Source organism: Bradyrhizobium macuxiense (assembly GCF_001542415.1).
In the GTDB taxonomy this organism is placed as follows: Bacteria; Pseudomonadota; Alphaproteobacteria; order Rhizobiales; family Xanthobacteraceae; genus Bradyrhizobium; species Bradyrhizobium macuxiense.
The window spans coordinates 17,999-33,712 of record NZ_LNCU01000129.1 but is presented as its reverse complement, the minus strand read 5'-3'; the positions used below and the strand labels follow the sequence as shown (position 1 = coordinate 33,712).

The 15,714-nt window shown below is 64.9% G+C and carries 16 protein-coding genes and 1 pseudogene; 9 read left to right on the top strand and 8 right to left on the bottom strand.

Features of this window, described 5'->3' with window-relative positions; genetic code table 11:
* Window positions 1-471, top strand: a pseudogene (locus AS156_RS45505) (tetratricopeptide repeat protein); the annotation flags it as partial.
* Between the two features lie 5 nt (window positions 472-476).
* Here the strand turns inward: AS156_RS45505 and AS156_RS39285 are convergent.
* The 3 genes from AS156_RS39285 to AS156_RS39270 all read right to left on the bottom strand — a co-directional run bounded on the left by AS156_RS39285 (window position 477) and on the right by AS156_RS39270 (window position 6,798).
* Window positions 477-1,943 (bottom strand): glycerol-3-phosphate dehydrogenase, encoded by a 1,467-nt coding sequence (locus AS156_RS39285; protein WP_066515923.1) that lies wholly within the window; start codon window positions 1,941-1,943, stop codon window positions 477-479.
* Between the two features lie 301 nt (window positions 1,944-2,244).
* A complete protein-coding gene (locus AS156_RS39280; RefSeq protein ID WP_245313261.1) occupies window positions 2,245-3,774 on the bottom strand; it encodes an ABC-F family ATP-binding cassette domain-containing protein in 1,530 nt (509 codons plus the stop codon).
* 333 nt (window positions 3,775-4,107) lie between these two features.
* Window positions 4,108-6,798: a sensor domain-containing protein gene (locus AS156_RS39270; RefSeq protein ID WP_066515917.1), complete on the bottom strand. Its 2,691-nt coding sequence runs from the start codon at window positions 6,796-6,798 to the stop codon at window positions 4,108-4,110.
* A gap of 259 nt (window positions 6,799-7,057) precedes the next feature.
* Between AS156_RS39270 and AS156_RS39265 the strand changes: the two genes are divergently transcribed.
* The gene (locus AS156_RS39265; protein WP_066515955.1) at window positions 7,058-8,161 is read left to right on the top strand and encodes an NAD(P)/FAD-dependent oxidoreductase; all 1,104 of its coding nucleotides are present in this window, start codon (window positions 7,058-7,060) and stop codon (window positions 8,159-8,161) included.
* Between the two features lie 85 nt (window positions 8,162-8,246).
* Here AS156_RS39265 and AS156_RS39260 read toward each other — a convergent pair whose 3' ends face one another.
* On the bottom strand, window positions 8,247-8,432 hold the full coding sequence (locus AS156_RS39260) for a YdcH family protein (protein ID WP_066515916.1): 186 nt from the start codon (window positions 8,430-8,432) through the stop codon (window positions 8,247-8,249).
* Between the two features lie 242 nt (window positions 8,433-8,674).
* On the opposite strand from AS156_RS39260, the gene AS156_RS41605 reads away from it, so the two are divergent.
* The 3 genes from AS156_RS41605 (at window position 8,675) to AS156_RS39245 (ending at window position 9,558) form a co-directional block, all read left to right on the top strand.
* Window positions 8,675-8,881 (top strand): YdcH family protein, encoded by a 207-nt coding sequence (locus tag AS156_RS41605; protein WP_029085523.1) that lies wholly within the window; start codon window positions 8,675-8,677, stop codon window positions 8,879-8,881.
* A gap of 197 nt (window positions 8,882-9,078) precedes the next feature.
* Window positions 9,079-9,288 carry a hypothetical protein gene (locus AS156_RS39250; RefSeq protein ID WP_066515912.1) on the top strand — a complete coding sequence of 70 codons (210 nt, stop codon included), beginning with the start codon at window positions 9,079-9,081 and terminating at the stop codon, window positions 9,286-9,288.
* Window positions 9,289-9,306: 18 nt separating this feature from the next.
* A complete protein-coding gene (locus tag AS156_RS39245) occupies window positions 9,307-9,558 on the top strand; it encodes a hypothetical protein (RefSeq protein ID WP_066515909.1) in 252 nt (83 codons plus the stop codon).
* 61 nt (window positions 9,559-9,619) lie between these two features.
* On the opposite strand, the gene AS156_RS39240 is transcribed toward AS156_RS39245, so the two are convergent.
* Window positions 9,620-10,306 carry a GGDEF domain-containing protein gene (locus AS156_RS39240; RefSeq protein WP_430641847.1) on the bottom strand — a complete coding sequence of 229 codons (687 nt, stop codon included), beginning with the start codon at window positions 10,304-10,306 and terminating at the stop codon, window positions 9,620-9,622.
* Between the two features lie 151 nt (window positions 10,307-10,457).
* On the opposite strand from AS156_RS39240, the gene purE reads away from it, so the two are divergent.
* Window positions 10,458-10,946 (top strand): 5-(carboxyamino)imidazole ribonucleotide mutase, encoded by a 489-nt coding sequence (gene purE / locus AS156_RS39235; RefSeq protein WP_066515903.1) that lies wholly within the window; start codon window positions 10,458-10,460, stop codon window positions 10,944-10,946.
* On the top strand, window positions 10,943-12,046 hold the full coding sequence (locus AS156_RS39230) for a 5-(carboxyamino)imidazole ribonucleotide synthase (RefSeq protein ID WP_066515902.1): 1,104 nt from the start codon (window positions 10,943-10,945) through the stop codon (window positions 12,044-12,046). The genes purE and AS156_RS39230 overlap by 4 nt, the downstream gene beginning before the upstream one ends.
* Window positions 12,047-12,152: 106 nt before the next feature.
* On the opposite strand, the gene aqpZ is transcribed toward AS156_RS39230, so the two are convergent.
* A complete protein-coding gene (gene aqpZ / locus AS156_RS39225; RefSeq protein WP_066515900.1) occupies window positions 12,153-12,875 on the bottom strand; it encodes an aquaporin Z in 723 nt (240 codons plus the stop codon).
* Between the two features lie 267 nt (window positions 12,876-13,142).
* Here aqpZ and rpsU point away from each other — a divergent pair, with 267 nt between their 5' ends.
* Both rpsU and AS156_RS39215 read left to right on the top strand, forming a co-directional pair.
* A complete protein-coding gene (gene rpsU, locus AS156_RS39220) occupies window positions 13,143-13,442 on the top strand; it encodes a 30S ribosomal protein S21 (RefSeq protein ID WP_066515896.1) in 300 nt (99 codons plus the stop codon).
* A gap of 116 nt (window positions 13,443-13,558) precedes the next feature.
* A complete protein-coding gene (locus tag AS156_RS39215) occupies window positions 13,559-14,209 on the top strand; it encodes a tetratricopeptide repeat protein (RefSeq protein WP_066515895.1) in 651 nt (216 codons plus the stop codon).
* A 72-nt stretch (window positions 14,210-14,281) separates the two neighbouring features.
* On the opposite strand, the gene AS156_RS39210 is transcribed toward AS156_RS39215, so the two are convergent.
* Both AS156_RS39210 and AS156_RS39205 read right to left on the bottom strand, forming a co-directional pair.
* Window positions 14,282-15,121: a hypothetical protein gene (locus tag AS156_RS39210; protein WP_066515893.1), complete on the bottom strand. Its 840-nt coding sequence runs from the start codon at window positions 15,119-15,121 to the stop codon at window positions 14,282-14,284.
* A gap of 269 nt (window positions 15,122-15,390) precedes the next feature.
* Window positions 15,391-15,675 carry a cupin domain-containing protein gene (locus AS156_RS39205; protein WP_066515892.1) on the bottom strand — a complete coding sequence of 95 codons (285 nt, stop codon included), beginning with the start codon at window positions 15,673-15,675 and terminating at the stop codon, window positions 15,391-15,393.
* Window positions 15,676-15,714: the final 39 nt, after the last annotated feature.

Here is a 15,714-nt window from a genome sequence, read left to right as displayed (position 1 = left end):
CGGCTGTCGCTCGCCGGCAAGACGGGGCTCGAGTCGCACTGGAAGGACGTCGCCGCCTATGGCGATGGCCATTTCCCGAAGGCGGGCGCGCATTTCGCCGACGTGCACCACGCGCTGGTCGCAGCCACGACGAAGGACGGCGCGCTCGATCGGCGCCTGACCGAGATGGAAGCGCGGCAGGCCGACGGCAAGCTGGCGCCGGGCGCCTCCGCCATCGGTCTCTGCCGGGGGATCGCCGCCTTCGCCGCCGGCGACCACACGGAAGCGGTCCGCATCCTCGCGCCGTTGATGCCCGAGTTGGTGCGGATCGGCGGCAGCCATGCGCAGCGCGAGTTGTGGGAGGACACGTTCATCGTGGCCTGCGTGCGCGCGGGTCAAGGCCGGCAGGCGGCAGAGCTCATCTCGAATCGGCTGCATCGCCGCCCGTCCCGCCGCGACCTGGCATGGTCGCAGGAAGCCGCTCGGCAGTAGCGGGCTCAGCCGACCGTGGCCATGAACGCCGTGAGCGCATCGCGATCGGCTTGCAACATGGTCAGACCGAGCTTCGAGCGCCGCCACAGCACGTCATCCGGAAAGCGCGCCCATTCCCTTTGCATCAGATAGCGCACCTCCGCGCCCGTCAGCTCAGGACCGAAGGCCGGACCGAGATCGGCCCTCTGCCTGGCATCTCCCAGGATATCCCTGACGTTCAACCCATAGGCAGCCACCAGCCGCCGCGCCTGTTCCTCGGTCAGAAAGCGCCAGCGGTCGCGCGCGATATCGATCTCGGTCTCGAAACGATGCCACGCGAACTCGCCGCCCGGCAGCGGCGCGGTCGCGGTCCAGCGCGGCGTCATCGGGTAGAACCGCGTGAATTCCGAGACGGCGCGCTCGGCGCGACGCCGCGATGTCGTGACGTCGCCGCCGAAGATCGTGAGCAACGGCGCCTTGCCGCGCCTGACATCGAAGGTCATGCCTCCGTCGCGCATGCGCAGGCGCGCGCGGGCAGCGACGGAGTTGGCGCCGGAGACCGTCCGCACCACGTCAAACGGGGCGATCTGCTCGCGAAAATACCGATTGGCCGCATCGCAGAGATAGGCGACATCGTGCACGCCCGCCGCGACGATGGCAGGATCACCCTTGAAGGCGTGGCCGACGGTGCCGATCAGGGTGAAATCGCGCGCATAGGGGCTCGCGAAGATCAGCCGCCCGTCGCGGTTCTGAAACACATAGACATTGTCGTTGTCGAAGAGACGGCGCACCACGATCTGGTTGATCTGCACGATGTCGAGCGCCGAAGGGGGAACGCGCAGCACGGTGTCGGCGACGGAGGCGATCCACGCGCCGGTCGCGTTGACCAGAGATCGCGCCGTGACCACCTTGCGGTAGCCGCGATCGATCATGACCAGCCGCCAGGTCTCGCCGCGATCGGCCCGGGTCACGCGGGCGCCGGTGCGGATATCGGCGCCGTGCGCGGCGGCATCGACGGCGTTGAGCACGACGAGCCTGGTATCGTCGACGATGCAATCGGAATACTCGAACGCGGTTCCGAACGGCCGCTTCAGCGCATTGCCGATCGGATGGTGGGTGACGTCGACGGTCGCCGAGCACGGCAGGCCGTCGCGCGAGGCCAGCCGATCGTAGAGCAGCAGCCAGGAGCGCAGCTGCCAGGGCGGCCGTTCCTCGGCATGCGCCGGGATCGCAAAGCGGATCGGCCGCACCAGATGCGGCGCGATGCGCAGCCATACGTCGCGCTCCTTCAACGCAGCTCGGACGCGAAAGAACTCCCGCCGCTCCAGCCCCGCCAGATCGCCATGGATCAGGCGGGGCGAGGCCTGCGACGCGCCAGCGCCGAGATCGCCCTGCTCCAGCAGGATCACGCGCAGGCCGCGGCCGGCCGCGTCACGAGCAACGCTTGTGCCGTTCAGGCCGCCGCCGATGATCGCGAGATCATAGTCCGCCATGCGCAACGCCTATCGCATTTCAGTGCGAACAGGATGTGTGTTCACAAAAAAAGTGCGTCCGCGCGGGGCTGGAGCAAGATGAAGCAAGGCCGAAATCGGTCTCGCGACGAACTGGCTGCACCTCTCCCGCTTGCAGGCAGGGCTATCGCATATGGGCTCGATCGCTCCACACACGCGTCATGCTCGGCCTTGGGCCGGCATCCACGTCTTGCTTTCCGCGAGAGAAAGACGTGGATGGCCGGGACAAGCCCGGCCATGACGATTGTGGCAGTGTCTGCGCCAAGCTTCCCAGCGTCATATGCTAGCCCGCGCCGACCGAGGCAAAGAAATGCTCCGGTCCGTTGACCTCGGTCAGTCTCTTTCCTTCGATCACCCAGAACCGGTTTGCCACCGTGCGCACGAACTGGCGGTCGTGCGAGACCAGGAGGCAGCTGGCCTGACGCTCCATCAATTCCTCCTCGAGCGCCTCCTGCCCCTCGATATCGAGGTGGTTGGTCGGCTCATCGAGCAGGTAGAAGTTCGGCTGGGTGAGCCGCAGCACAAGCATACCGAGACGGGCCTTCTGTCCGCCGGATAGAAGCCCGATCGGACGGCTTTGCATCTCGATCGACAGGCCGGCCCCGGCGAGCAGGCCGCACGCCCGCTGATCGCCGAGCTCGAAGCGCCGGGTGACCAGTCGCATCGGTGAGTCCGTATCCGCGAGATCGACAAGCGCCTGGTCGCAATAGCCAAGCACCAACGATTCCGTGGCCTTGATCTCGACCGCGGCCATCTCCGGACTCTCGATCGCCTGACGCAGTGCCGCGACGAACCGGGTTTTGCCCACGCCATTGGGTCCGAGCAATGCAATCCGGTCGCCCCTGCAGATGAACTGCTTGCCAGTCCGAAGCAGCGGCCGTCCGTCGGGCGTGGCCACCACTGCGTCGTTCAGCCTGATCAGGACTTTGGCATGGGTATCGCGATTGGCGAGCCGGATGGTTCCCGCCGATCGCTCGAGATGCGCTGGCTTCGCTGTCTCCTCCAGCATCTCGGCGCGCGCCTTCAGTTGCTTGGTCTTCGACAGCAACAGGTCGCTGCCCGAATTGATACCGAGATTTTTGAGCTTCGCGGCCTGCTGGCGAAGCTGCCGGACGGCCTTCATATCGTTTTGATAGCGCCGCTCGTCCGAGGCGTCGAGATCGTCGAGCGCCGCTCGCGCCCGCGCATAGGGCAGCGCGAACAGCTGCGACCGCTCCGGGCGCAGGAACAGCGTCCGGTTCGTGGTCGCATCGAGAAAGGCGCGATCATGGCTGGCGATCACGACCGGCATCTCGCGCGGCAATGCGTTCAACCAGACTTCGAGCCGGCCGATCTTGGCAAGGTCGAGATGGTTGGTCGGCTCATCGAGCAACAACATATCGGGCTCGGTCACCAGCACGCGGGCGAGCATGGCAAACCGCAGCCAGCCGCCGCTGAGCTGCTTCAATGGCCGCTCCCACAGATCTTCGGACACCTCGAGCGACTGCAAGGCGACATCGACCCGCCAGCCTTCATCGGCCCGTCGCTCCCTGGAAAGGGCCTCAAGCACCGCGACGTGAACCGGCGTGTTCAGCAGCGCCGGCGGCGCATCCTGCTCGACATGGCCGACGGTCAGCCCGCGCGATCTGGTGATCTCGCCTTCATTGGCCTCCATGGCGCCGGCGATACAGCGCAGCAGTGTGGATTTGCCGCGGCCGTTGGCGGCGACGAGCCCGATCCGGTCACCGGCATTGACGACGAGATTGAGTTCGGAGAACAGCGGCGCGTTCAGCGTCACGCCGAGATTGCGTACATTGATGAGGGTCACGATCATTCTCTGGTCTTGCCGGCAATCACGGCATCCGGGGCCTATAGCCATCAACGGATGCGCGGATCGAAGCGCGGCGAGGGATTCAAATGCAGGCACGAACGCTCAAGCGTTCGACGCCGCACGGCCACGAAGGGCAGACCAGGAAGAGATTTTACGCGAGTTTCCGGTCAGCCCTGCAAACGCATTTGCAGGGCGTTGACGGGGCCACGCCTGAAGTGGTGATCAACAAATGTCGCCACGACGCAGCCCTCCTTTCTCGGTTGAACGATGTGACGTTTCGACAGTAGTCGGACGCGCAGGAGAAGGCAAGCAACCGATGTCCGCGTCGCAACGACGCTACCCGGTCTTGCGCACGGGCTCCATGACGTCGACATTGCCGCCGATCAGGGCCGCAAAATGGCCGATCGGCGCGGGCCTGCCGATCAGATAGCCCTGCACGGCGTCGCAGCCCTCCTCCGAGAGGAAGCTGAGCTGTGCCTCGGTCTCGACGCCCTCGGCGACGATCGACATTTCGAGGCCATGGCCGAGATCGATGACGGCGCGCACGATTGCGGCCGATTGCGGATTGCGGCCGAGATTGATGACGAAGGCGCGGTCGATCTTGATCTTGTCGAACGGAAACGCCTGCAGATAGCTCAACGAGGAATAGCCGCTGCCGAAATCGTCCATCGAGATCCGCACACCGAGCGCCTTGAGCCGCCGCAGCAGCGACAGGCCGCGGTCGAGATCCTCAATGAGGACGCCTTCGGTGATCTCGAGCTCGAGCCGGTCGGGTGTCAGCCCGGTCTCGAGCAGGATCGAATGCACGAGGCTGACGAGGTCGCCATGGGTGAATTGCGCCGGCGACAGGTTGACGGCGACCTGCAGCGGCACCGCCCACGACGCGGCCTCCCGGCAGGCCTCGCGCAGGATCCATTCGCCCATCTCGACGATCAGGCCGCTTTCTTCGGCGAGCGGAATGAAGTCGCTGGGCGGCACGAAGCCGCGCACCGGGTGGTGCCAACGCGCCAGCGCCTCGAAGCCGATGGCCTCGCTCGCCGCAACAGTGGCGCCCGCCGTGGCCTGCGGCTGGTAGTAGAGCGACAATTCGCCGTTCTTGATCGCAACCGAGAGCTCCTGGTGCAGCACGCGACGATCGCGGATCTGCTGGTCCATCTCCGGCTCGAACACCGAGATCGTGCCGCGCGACTTCGCCTTGGCGCGAAACAGCGCGGCGCCGGAATTGGCGAGCAGCGAGGCCGCGTCCGAGCCGTTGTGCGGGAACACCGCGATGCCGGTGGTGAGGCCGGTACGTACCGACTTGCCGTCGATCGCAAAGTCCTGCCCGAGCGCATCGGCGGCCTGTTCGGCGAGCGCAATGCCGGCCGCCGGCTGCTTGCCGTCGATGATGAGGCCGAATTCGTCACCGGACAGGCGCGCGACCACGCCGCCGCGTGCCACCGCCTGCAAGCGCTGTGCGACCTCGATCAGCACCTTGTCGCCCATCGCATGGCCGAAGACATCGTTGATCTCCTTCAGCCCGTCGAGATCGACGCAGAGCACCGCGAATTCCTCGTCGGTGCCGGCACAGGCCTCGATCATCTGCGTGAGCGCCTGCAGGAACGCGGCGCGATTCGGCAGATCGGTCAGGCCGTCGTGATAGGCCATGTGCGCCATGCGCGACTCGGTCTGGCGCCGGTCGGTGACGTCTTCATGGGTCTTGATCAGATATTGCGGCTCACCATTGTCGTCGAGCACGGTCATGCGGCGGGTCAGGAACAACCGGAGGCCATCCTTGGTCGAGATCGGATGCTCCTCCGCGATCATGCTGCGCTTCCGGATCGCCGCCTCGTCGCGGGCGATGATCAGCTTGGCTTCGCGCGGATTGAAGATGTCGGCTGCGGTAAGACCCGTGGCGTCCTCGCGGCGGCGGTTCAAAATCGTCTCGGCGCTGCGGTTGGCCAGCAGGTAGCGGCCGTCGCTGACCCGTTCGACGATCAGCGAGACCGGGATGTTGTCGACCACCAGCTCGAGGAACTTCTTGTTGTTCTCGAGCTCGCGCGACAGCGAACGGCGGTCGGTGACGTCCTCGAACAGGGCGATCAGGAATTCCGGCTCGCCGGCCTCGTTGCGCGCGATGACCCGATTGGATGCGAGGATGCGCTTCTCGGAACCGCGTTCGACGAGGAGTTCGCTGCGATGGTAGCCTTGCGGCGCGTCAAGTGCCGCGCGGTCCGCGGCCTCGATGCTGGCGGCGGTCTCGGAACGGAAGATCTCGTCTGCCCGCTTGCCCACGATGTGGTCGCGCGAGAAGCGAGAGAAGCGCTCGAACGCGCGGTTGGCGAAGATGTAGCGGCCGTCCTCGATGTTCTTGGCGGCAACGCAGACCGGGACGTTGTCGAGCACCGATTCCAGGAATTGCGTGGTCGAGGCGAGCTTGCGCGACAGCCGGCGCTGGTCGGTGCAATCGAGATGGGTTGCGACCGAGCCGCCGTTCGGCAACGGGAAATACTTCACCAGCACCGATTTGCCGTTCGACAGTTCAGTGACCAGGCCCTCCGGCGTCGCAGCCCTGGCAAAGAAATCGTCGGCGCTGACGTCGAGCACGCCGCGGCTCCGGCGCAACTCCAGCAGCTCGGTACCGGTCATGTTGCGCGTAATGTCGGCGCGCGACAGGCCGTAAATGTCGAGATAGCGGTCGTTGCAGAAGACGATGCGCTCGCGCGCGTCAGTCATTACCACGCCCTGATTGAGGTGGTTGAGGGCCGACGAGATGAAGACGTTGCGCCGCAGCTGCGCCCGCTTGGCGCGGCGCAGGGCCGAAAGGACCCAGAGCCCGATCGCGCCGAGGAACGATGCGACGACGACGCTACTGATTAGCAGCTCCCAGATCACGTTGGGATCGAGGTCACCGAGGTAGATCGACGGCGTGAACGCGCGGGATGCGGACCAGGCTATGCCGCATGGCGTGACGACGGCGATCAGGCCAAGCGCTACCTTTGCCGGAATCGTATTCTTCCCGCCCGCCTGCCAATTCTTGCCAGCCATCAGTCACCCGCGGATTTCCCGACGGAGTGTCCGGTTTCGGCGGTTTGGATCGGGTAAACGCGTTCCGATGCAACTGGAAAATGTGCCTTAACTCATGGCAATTGCCCTGACATGATTAATAGTCCACTAACTGGACGCGGCGCTGAAACTATCGTGACAGCCCAAGCACTTGCCGAACGAGCCGGCGGGGCCAAACGATGCTGATTGCGCGCGACGGCAGTCCGTCGTCGCGCCGGAATTTGCGGATCTGAAGGACGACATGGACAGGGTTGATTGCGTGATCGTGGGTGCGGGGGTGGTCGGCCTCGCAGTGGCACGCCGGCTGGCCCAGGCCGGCCGCGAAGTGGTGGTCATCGAGGAAGCGGAAGGGATCGGCACGGTGACCTCGTCGCGGAACAGCGAGGTGATCCATGCCGGCATCTACTACCGGGCCGGCAGCCTGATGGCGCGGATGTGCGTCAGCGGCAGGCACGCGCTCTATCGCTACTGCGCCGAGCACGGTATCCCGCACAAGAATTGCGGCAAGCTGATCGTCGCCACCACGGCAAAAGAAACCGAGAAGCTGCAGTCGATCCGGGCGCATGCCGAGGCCAATGGCGTCGACGACATGCAGCTGCTGTCGGGTGACGCGGCGCGCGCGCTGGAGCCTGCGTTGAACTGCGATGCGGCCCTGCTATCGCCTTCGACCGGAATCATCGACAGCCATGCCTATATGCTGGCGCTGCGTGGCGACGCCGAGGAAGCCGGAGCGGCCTTCGCATTCTACACACCGCTGCTGCGCGCCAAAGCGGCGGCGGGCAAGCTCGAGATCGAGGCCGGCGGCGAGGCGCCGATGACGCTCGCATGCGACCTCCTGATCAACGCCGCCGGCCTCGGTGCATCGGCGGTCGCCCGCAGCATCGAGGGCATGCCGATCCACACGATTCCGACGGCCTATCTCGCCAAAGGCAATTATTTCAGCTGCAGCGCGCGAGCGCCGTTTTCGCGGCTGATCTACCCGGTCCCGGAGCCCGGCGGGCTTGGCGTTCACCTCACCCTCGACATGGCGGGGCAGGCCAGGTTCGGTCCCGACGTCGAATGGATCGACCATGTCGATTATGCCGTCGACCCGGCGCGGGCCGAGCGGTTCTACCCGGCGATCCGGAAATATTGGCCGTCTCTGCCCGATGGCGCACTGATGCCGAGCTATTCGGGAATCCGGCCCAAGATCGTGCCGCCCGCGGTTGCGACCCAGGATTTCCTGATCCAAGGGCCCGCCGATCACGGCGTCAGCGGCTTGATCAATCTGTTCGGGATCGAGTCGCCCGGCCTGACGTCATCGCTCGCGATCGCCGATCACGTCGGTGAACTTGCCGGGCTCTGAGCAAAATTCAGCATGACCTGCCGTTGGATGGGCGCTTGGGCGTCCATCCGGCGGCGGAAAGGCTAGCTGATTTGCGGGGGACTGCTTAGTGGACCGTGTCGTTCGCGGTCTGCCTCAACCGCTCGATCTCGTCCTTAACCATCAACTTACGGCGTTTCAGTTCGCAGATATGCAGGTCGTCTACGGAAGGGTGCACGAGCGCTTCGTGCAATTCGTTCTCGAGTATTTTGTGCTTACGCTCCAGCTCAACGAGATGGGCCTGTATTGCCATTGCGAACTCTCCTCGGTGGGTTAAACCTCAGGTTCGATCCGGACCGACGAGTGTACACAAGTGGGCGGCACTGTCGATGGGGGACGCGAAATGCCGCAGTCAGACAATTAGGCTTATCTGTAACCAATCGTGACTATGGAACCAGTCCAGCTTGCGCGGCGCGCGCGCAGGGACGATATTTCGACAAGCGACGGCTGCTTCGTCCACTACAACCTTATCGTGCTTATCAGTCAACGTACACCATGAACGATCAAGATGAGCGCGAACTCCACGCCGAGCTTGCGCGTTTGCAACAAGAGCACCGCGACCTCGACGCCGCGATCGACGCGTTGCATCAGTCGCCCGCGCCGGATCTGCTGATGTTGCAGCGCCTGAAGAAGCGGAAGCTGCAATTGCGCGATCGCATCGCCTTCATCGAAGACCAGATCACGCCCGACATCATCGCGTGACGCGCGGATCGCGCGGCGCCTCGCCGGTTCGGCTGCCCGGCTCGTCGCACGCAGATGCTTTTCCCCGTCATCCACAGCGGCCGCCTGCTTCACGTTCGCGGCAACGCGCGCGCGGCGGCGATTCTCGCCCTTGACTCCCTTGGAACAAATAGAGAACATATCGATCCAGCCGCCAGACACAGAAAGGGAGTTTCGTCATGTCCGCTCCACCTTCCCTGCCCGACAACAGCCGCTACGAGCAGGCCTGCGATCAGGCGATCGCGATGTGCGACGGCAACCTGCGCAGCACCATCAAGGCGCTGATCATGGCCAATGAATACCTGGAAACCGAGCTCGAGGAATTGCAGGCCGCAATCACCGCGGGCTGTGTGCCGGCGCCGGCGCATTCGGCGAGCGACGCCGCCTGATCACCAAGGAGCAAATCGATGGCCGATGTCACCTATTACGTGGCGCTGCCGTTCGTGCAGGACGACGACGGCACGCCAGTCGCTGGCAATGCCGAGGAATGCCAGAGTTCTGCCGTCGCGTTGCGGCGGGCCGAGACGATGTCGCGCATGCCCGGCAGCATCGGCGCGGTCGCATTCAGCCGCACCGGCGATCCCGCGATCGGCGAATTCGGCGACGCCAAATTGTTGCGGGCCTTCGGCAAGGTGCCGGAAGATTTAGGCACGCTTTAGGGCTTCGGTTCTGGCGCGTTTTCTTCACGCGAAGCCGGGGTCCGCTTCGCTCAAAAACGCTTCAGCTTTGCGACTCATGCCGCCGCTGCGCCTTGCGCACATACATCGCACGGTCGGCTTCCTCGAGAGCGCGCTCGACATCCGAATGCGGGCCGAGGATCGCAACGCCCGCCGATACGCCTGCAGTGACCCGGCTGCCACGGAAGACGAACGTCAGGCGGTCGATCATCTCTTCCAGCGCTGCGGCCTTGGCCCTGGCATCGGTCTCGCTGAGATTCCACAGCAGCACGGCAAACTCGTCGCCGCCGAGGCGGCCGATCACGTCGGAGGCACGCACCTGGCCCGACAGCGCGGCCACGATCGCCTTCAGCACCTCGTCGCCCGCCGCGTGTCCGAATGCGTCGTTGATCGGCTTGAGACGATCGACATCGAGCGCGACCAGCGCTGCCGTGGCGTGGTAGCGTTTGATGAAGGCGATCGCGCGGGTGAGTTCACGCTCGAAGCCGCGCCGGTTCAGGACATCGAGCAGGAAATCGGTCTCGGCGGAGGCCTGCAGTTCCTCGATCCGGGCCTGGGCGCGCGCGAGCTGCGCCTTCAGCCGGCGAATCGTCGATTTGTCGTCGAGGGCGGCCGCCCCCCGCGCCGGAGGTACGGTTCCAGCCCGGCCCGGCCCGGGTTTGCGCGCCACAGGCACGCGTTTCCGCCGTTTTGCGGCCCCGGAAGCGGCCGCGGGGGTCTTCTTGTTCATGCGCATCCTTGTTGAGGCCTGCTTATGAAGGCTTGCCGGGATTCACCAAGACAGGATAGTCCATTCTGACTCCCTTGCCACGCCTTGGATGACGCCCGGGCCGCCCCTATAATCGGCCTATGTTTTTGGATTCCTGCACAGAATTGACGAGATGACCGCCCCGATCGCCATCATCATGGGAAGCCAATCCGATTGGGGGACCATGCGCCACGCCGCCGAAACGCTGGCAGACCTCGGTGTTGCCTGCGAGACGCGGATCGTTTCCGCCCACCGCACCCCGGACAGGCTCTATGCCTTTGCCAAGGGTGCCAAAGCTGCCGGCCACAAGGTGATCATCGCCGGTGCCGGCGGCGCGGCCCATCTGCCCGGCATGACCGCCGCGCTGACGGAGCTGCCGGTGTTCGGGGTTCCCGTCGAGTCGAAGGCACTGTCCGGTGTCGATTCGCTCTATTCGATCGTGCAGATGCCGGCCGGGATTCCGGTCGGGACGCTTGCGATCGGCAAGGCCGGCGCGATCAATGCCGCGCTGCTCGCGGCAAGCGTGCTCGCACTCAACGATCCCGCATTGGCAGCCCGACTGGCGGCATGGCGCCAGCAGCAGACCGATACGGTCAAGGAACATCCGGAGGGCTCGGCGTGACGGCTTCGACTGCAGTGAAGCTGAAGCCGGGCGACACCGTCGGAATCCTCGGCGGCGGACAATTGGGCCGGATGCTGGCCATGGCGGCGGCGCGTCTCGGACTCCGATGCCAGGTGTTCTCGCCCGATCCGGATTCGCCGGCGTTCGACGTGGTGCAGAACGCGACCTGTGCAGAATATGCCGACGTCGAGGCGCTGGAGCTGTTCGCCAACGACGTCAACGTCGTCACCTATGAGTTCGAGAACGTGCCGGCGGCAACGGCCATGGTGCTCGCCGCGCGACGGCCGGTGCTGCCTGCGCAGAAGATCCTCGAGACCACGCAGGACCGGCTGATCGAAAAGGACTTCGTCAGCAGGCTCGGCATCGGCACTGCGGGCTATGCCGATGTCTCCTCGACCGCCGACTTGCGCGCAGCGATCGAACGCATTGGCCTGCCCGCGGTCATCAAGACCCGCCGCTTCGGCTATGACGGCAAGGGCCAGGCGATCGTCCGCGCCGGCGACGACCTCGATCAGATCTGGGAAGACCTCGGCACCAAATCGGCGATCCTCGAAGCCTTCGTGCCGTTCGAGCGCGAGATTTCGGTGATCGCGGCGCGCTCGGCCTCCGGCGAGGTCGAGAGTTTCGACGTCACCGAGAACGAGCATCGCGACCACATTCTGAAGATATCCCGCGCGCCGGCGGCGATTCCAGACGAGCTCGCCGCGCAGGCTCGCGCCATCGCCGAGAAAATCGCCACCGCCCTCGACTATGTCGGCGTGCTCGCGGTCGAGATGTTCGTCGTGCCCGGCAACGGCGCGCCGACGGTGCTGGTCAACGAAATCGCACCGCGCGTGCACAACTCCGGCCACTGGACGCTCGACGGCGCCTCGATCTCGCAGTTCGAGCAGCATATCCGCGCGATCGCCGGTTGGCCGCTGGGCAAGCCGGTACGCCACGGCGAGGTCATCATGACCAACCTGATCGGCGACGATATCCTGAGCTATGAGGAATGGCTCACCGTTCCCGGCGCGACCGTGCATCTCTACGGCAAGGGCGCACCGCGCCCCGGCCGCAAGATGGGCCATGTCACCCAGGTGTTTCCGGCCCGCAAGCCTTAGAGCGTTTCCGACCGAAATAGACGCCGGGTCGCGCGACGCCGCAGCGGCACGCGCGACGGATCAATGGAAATGGGATCGTGAAGATCACGATCCCATCGCTGATTGATCACGCAGTCTTCACACCGGCGACGACACCCGTCGGCTCATCGCTGAGCCAGCGATAGACGGTGCCGCCCAGCACGCCGCCGATCAAAGGCGCTACCCAGAACATCCAGAGTTGTGCCAGCGCCCAGCCACCGACGAACAGCGCCGGTCCGGTGCTGCGCGCTGGATTCACCGATGTGTTGGTGACGGGAATGCTGACGAGATGGATCATCACCAGCGTGAGGCCGATCGCGAGCGGTGCGAAGCCGGCCGGCGCCTTGCCATGGGTCGCGCCCATGATGATGAACAGGAACATCATGGTCATCACGACTTCGGTGATGAAGCACGCCACCATGCTGTACTGGCCGGGCGAGTGCGCATCATAGCCATTCGATGCAAAGCCCTTGGCCAGATCGAATCCCGGCGCGCCGCTGGCGATCGCGTAGAGCACTGCAGCGGCAACGATCGCACCGACAACCTGGGCAATGATGTAGGGCAGGATCTGGCCGGCCGGGAAACGTCCGCCCGCGGCAAGCCCGACCGTGACGGCCGGATTGAGATGGCAACCGGAGATATGCCCGATCGCGTAGGCCATGGTGACAACGCTCAGGCCGAACGCCAGCGACACACCGACCAGGCCGATACCGACCTGTGGAAATCCGGCCGCAATCACCGCGCTGCCACAGCCGGCGAAGGTCAACCAGAACGTGCCGATAGCCTCGGCCGCATATTTCTTCATATCCATGTCGCATCTCCCCTGATTTCCAATGTCCGGGTTTACCGAAAACGCCGGGAACGGCCCCGATCCTGGCGCCAAATCACCCAAATCAGGGCCGCACAAAGGCATTTTCGCCGTATTTCGTGGCTTTACTAGGCCCGAAAGTCACTGGACCGGTGGACATCAGCGCATTTGTCTGATACATGCGCCCGCCTAGGGTTAAGAGGCAGGCCTTTTGCCGCCCCTTCGATCTTGCCAGAATTCCGAACCGATCAATTCAAAAGAGGATGCCGCGTGCAGGTTCTCGTCCGCGATAACAATGTTGACCAGGCTCTCAAGGCGCTGAAGAAGAAGATGCAGCGCGAGGGCATTTTCCGCGAGATGAAGCTCCGCGGTCACTACGAAAAGCCGTCCGAGAAGAAGGCCCGCGAAAAGGCCGAAGCCGTCCGCCGCGCTCGCAAGCTGGCGCGCAAGAAGCTGCAGCGTGAGGGCCTGCTGCCGATGAAGCCGAAGCCGGTGTTCGGTGCCGGTCCCGGCGGCGACCGCGGCGCTGGTGGCCGTAGCGGCGCAGGCGCGGGTCGCGGACCCCGCTGAACCGTTTTACCGATCTGGAAGTCTAGCAGCGCGGGCCTCGAGCCCGCGTTGTTGTTTTGAAGCAGGCGGTATTCCGGGGTACCAATGCAAAATCACCTGCGAGAGCATTTTGCATAATGGTTGTTCCGGCGCCCCGCCCCTGTTCCGGACCTGCGCGCCGCCCTCGCGCGTCGCAATTCATCGCCCTTGTCGTCGTTGTCGGCCTCCCGCTCGGGGGCTGCTCCTTCGACCTCGGATCATGGGGCTCGGACGACAAATCAAAGCCGTCGGCCACCGCCGAGAAGCCGGCCGACACGATCACGGCGCAGAATATCAGCGACGCCAAGGATCATGCGACGCGCGGTCAGGCGCTGGCGCAATCCGGCAAGACCGATGAAGCGCTCGCGGAGTTCGAGCAGGCGCTGGCAGCCGATCCCTACAACGTTCAGGCCCTCTATGGCCGCGGCCTGATCTATCAAGGGCAGAGCCAGCATCAGCAGGCGATCGAGGATTTCACGGCGGCCAGCGGCCTGTCACCGCAGAAGGCTGCTCCCCTGCTCGGCCGTGCCATGAGCTACCTCGCGCTCGACAAGGCCAAGCAGGCGGCCGCGGACGTCGACGAGGCCGTCCAGGCCGATCCGAACAATCCGGCGGCATGGAGTGTCCGCGGACAGGTCTATGAGCGGCTTGGAGAGAAGGCCAAGGCGGCGGCGTCCTACAACCACGCGCTCGCGCTGCGCCCCAAGGACGAGACCGCGCGCAGCGGCCTGGCGCGTACCGGCGGCTAGAGCGTTTTCGGGCGGGGTGAACGCCCGTTCGCGGGAAGAAGAGGCGTCGCGACAACAGTCCGGAGAGTCGGCTTACTTCGGCAGGAAGGCGTGAAACACCGACTTGGTGGCGGACAGCATGTCGTCGGCCATCGACTTGTGATCGTTCGGATCCTTCGGGGGCGGTCCGGACGCCTCGGCGCGCAGATCGAGCGGCGGACGCATGACCGGAATGTCGGCCGGCGGCGTCAGGCGATCCGGATCGGGATTATCGGCCGCATAAGGCGCCCGCGGCTGCGACGACTGATCGACGCTCTGATCGGTCGGGTTGGACACCATGATCGGCGGCGGCAGGGGCCGGATCGATGGCCCCGCCACGGGACGCTGCGCCTCCGGCAGCCGGGCGACATCGGTCGGACGCGTCTCCTGGCGAACGGCATCCTGCGAACGCTGCGGGCTCTCCTTGCGCAACCGCTCGATCGCCGCACGGGCGAGATCGTTGGCGTCGCGGCCCTCTTCGGGCGCGACCGCAGCTTCAACCGCAGGGGCTGCCGGCGCGAGCTTCGCCACGGCCTTCGGTGCCGCGGGGTGATGGCGCGTCTCGGCGGGAATGCTTGCGGTATCGGCCGGCGAATCAGCCGCCTTCAGATCAGCGGATTTCTCTGCGGCAGGCTTATCGGAAGCGATCCCCTTCTCGGAGATGCCCTTGGCCTTCACGCCAGGTTCGGGGAGGCTGCTGGCGACGGCAGGCTTCTCGGCGGGCTTGACTGCAGCGGGGGTCACAGTGGCAGGAGCGGTGGTGGCCGTCACGGCTGCGGTTACGGGCGCTTGCGGCTTGGCGACGATGTAGTGGTTAACGATGTACGCCCCGATGATGGTCGCCGCCACCGAGGGAAAGATGTCCATCGCAAATTTCTTCAAGTAACTCAGCATGGCCTGCCACTCCCCGCCCCGGATTTCATGCTGGAACTTTGAGGCACATTGAGGGATCAACTGCGACGGATCGGTGGCAAACGCCCGTTCCGCCGTCACCTTTAGTGTCACGTCGGTTTCAGCTGGAGGCGACTCCGCTCACAAAATCGCGGGCCGCAACCGGCCTTCAGATCATCGTGCGGCCCTTAACAGAAGATGAATTTCCACACCCGGCGCGCAGAATCTCTCATTCATTTCTTGCAGTTCCGCCATCTCCCGCTGCGTCGGCGTCAGGGCTTCAATTCAACCTCGAGAAACACGATCTCACTGGCCGTCTCGTTGAGCACATCGTGCTGGACACCGGCCTTGCGGAAGTAGGACTTGCCGACACCGAGCTGGGCCTTTGAACGATCTCCATTCGGAGCCACGATCGTCATCTCGCCAGCGGTGATCGGCACGATGACATAGTCCATCTCGTGGGTGTGGGGACCGGTGGCGCTGCCCGGCGCCAGCCGCCATTCGGTGACCCGCACCTCCGGCGTGTCGACCTGAACGTCCGATGCAGCACTGAGCATGATCTTTTCTCCAACTTGGCTCGATGTCTGGCGCGCGGA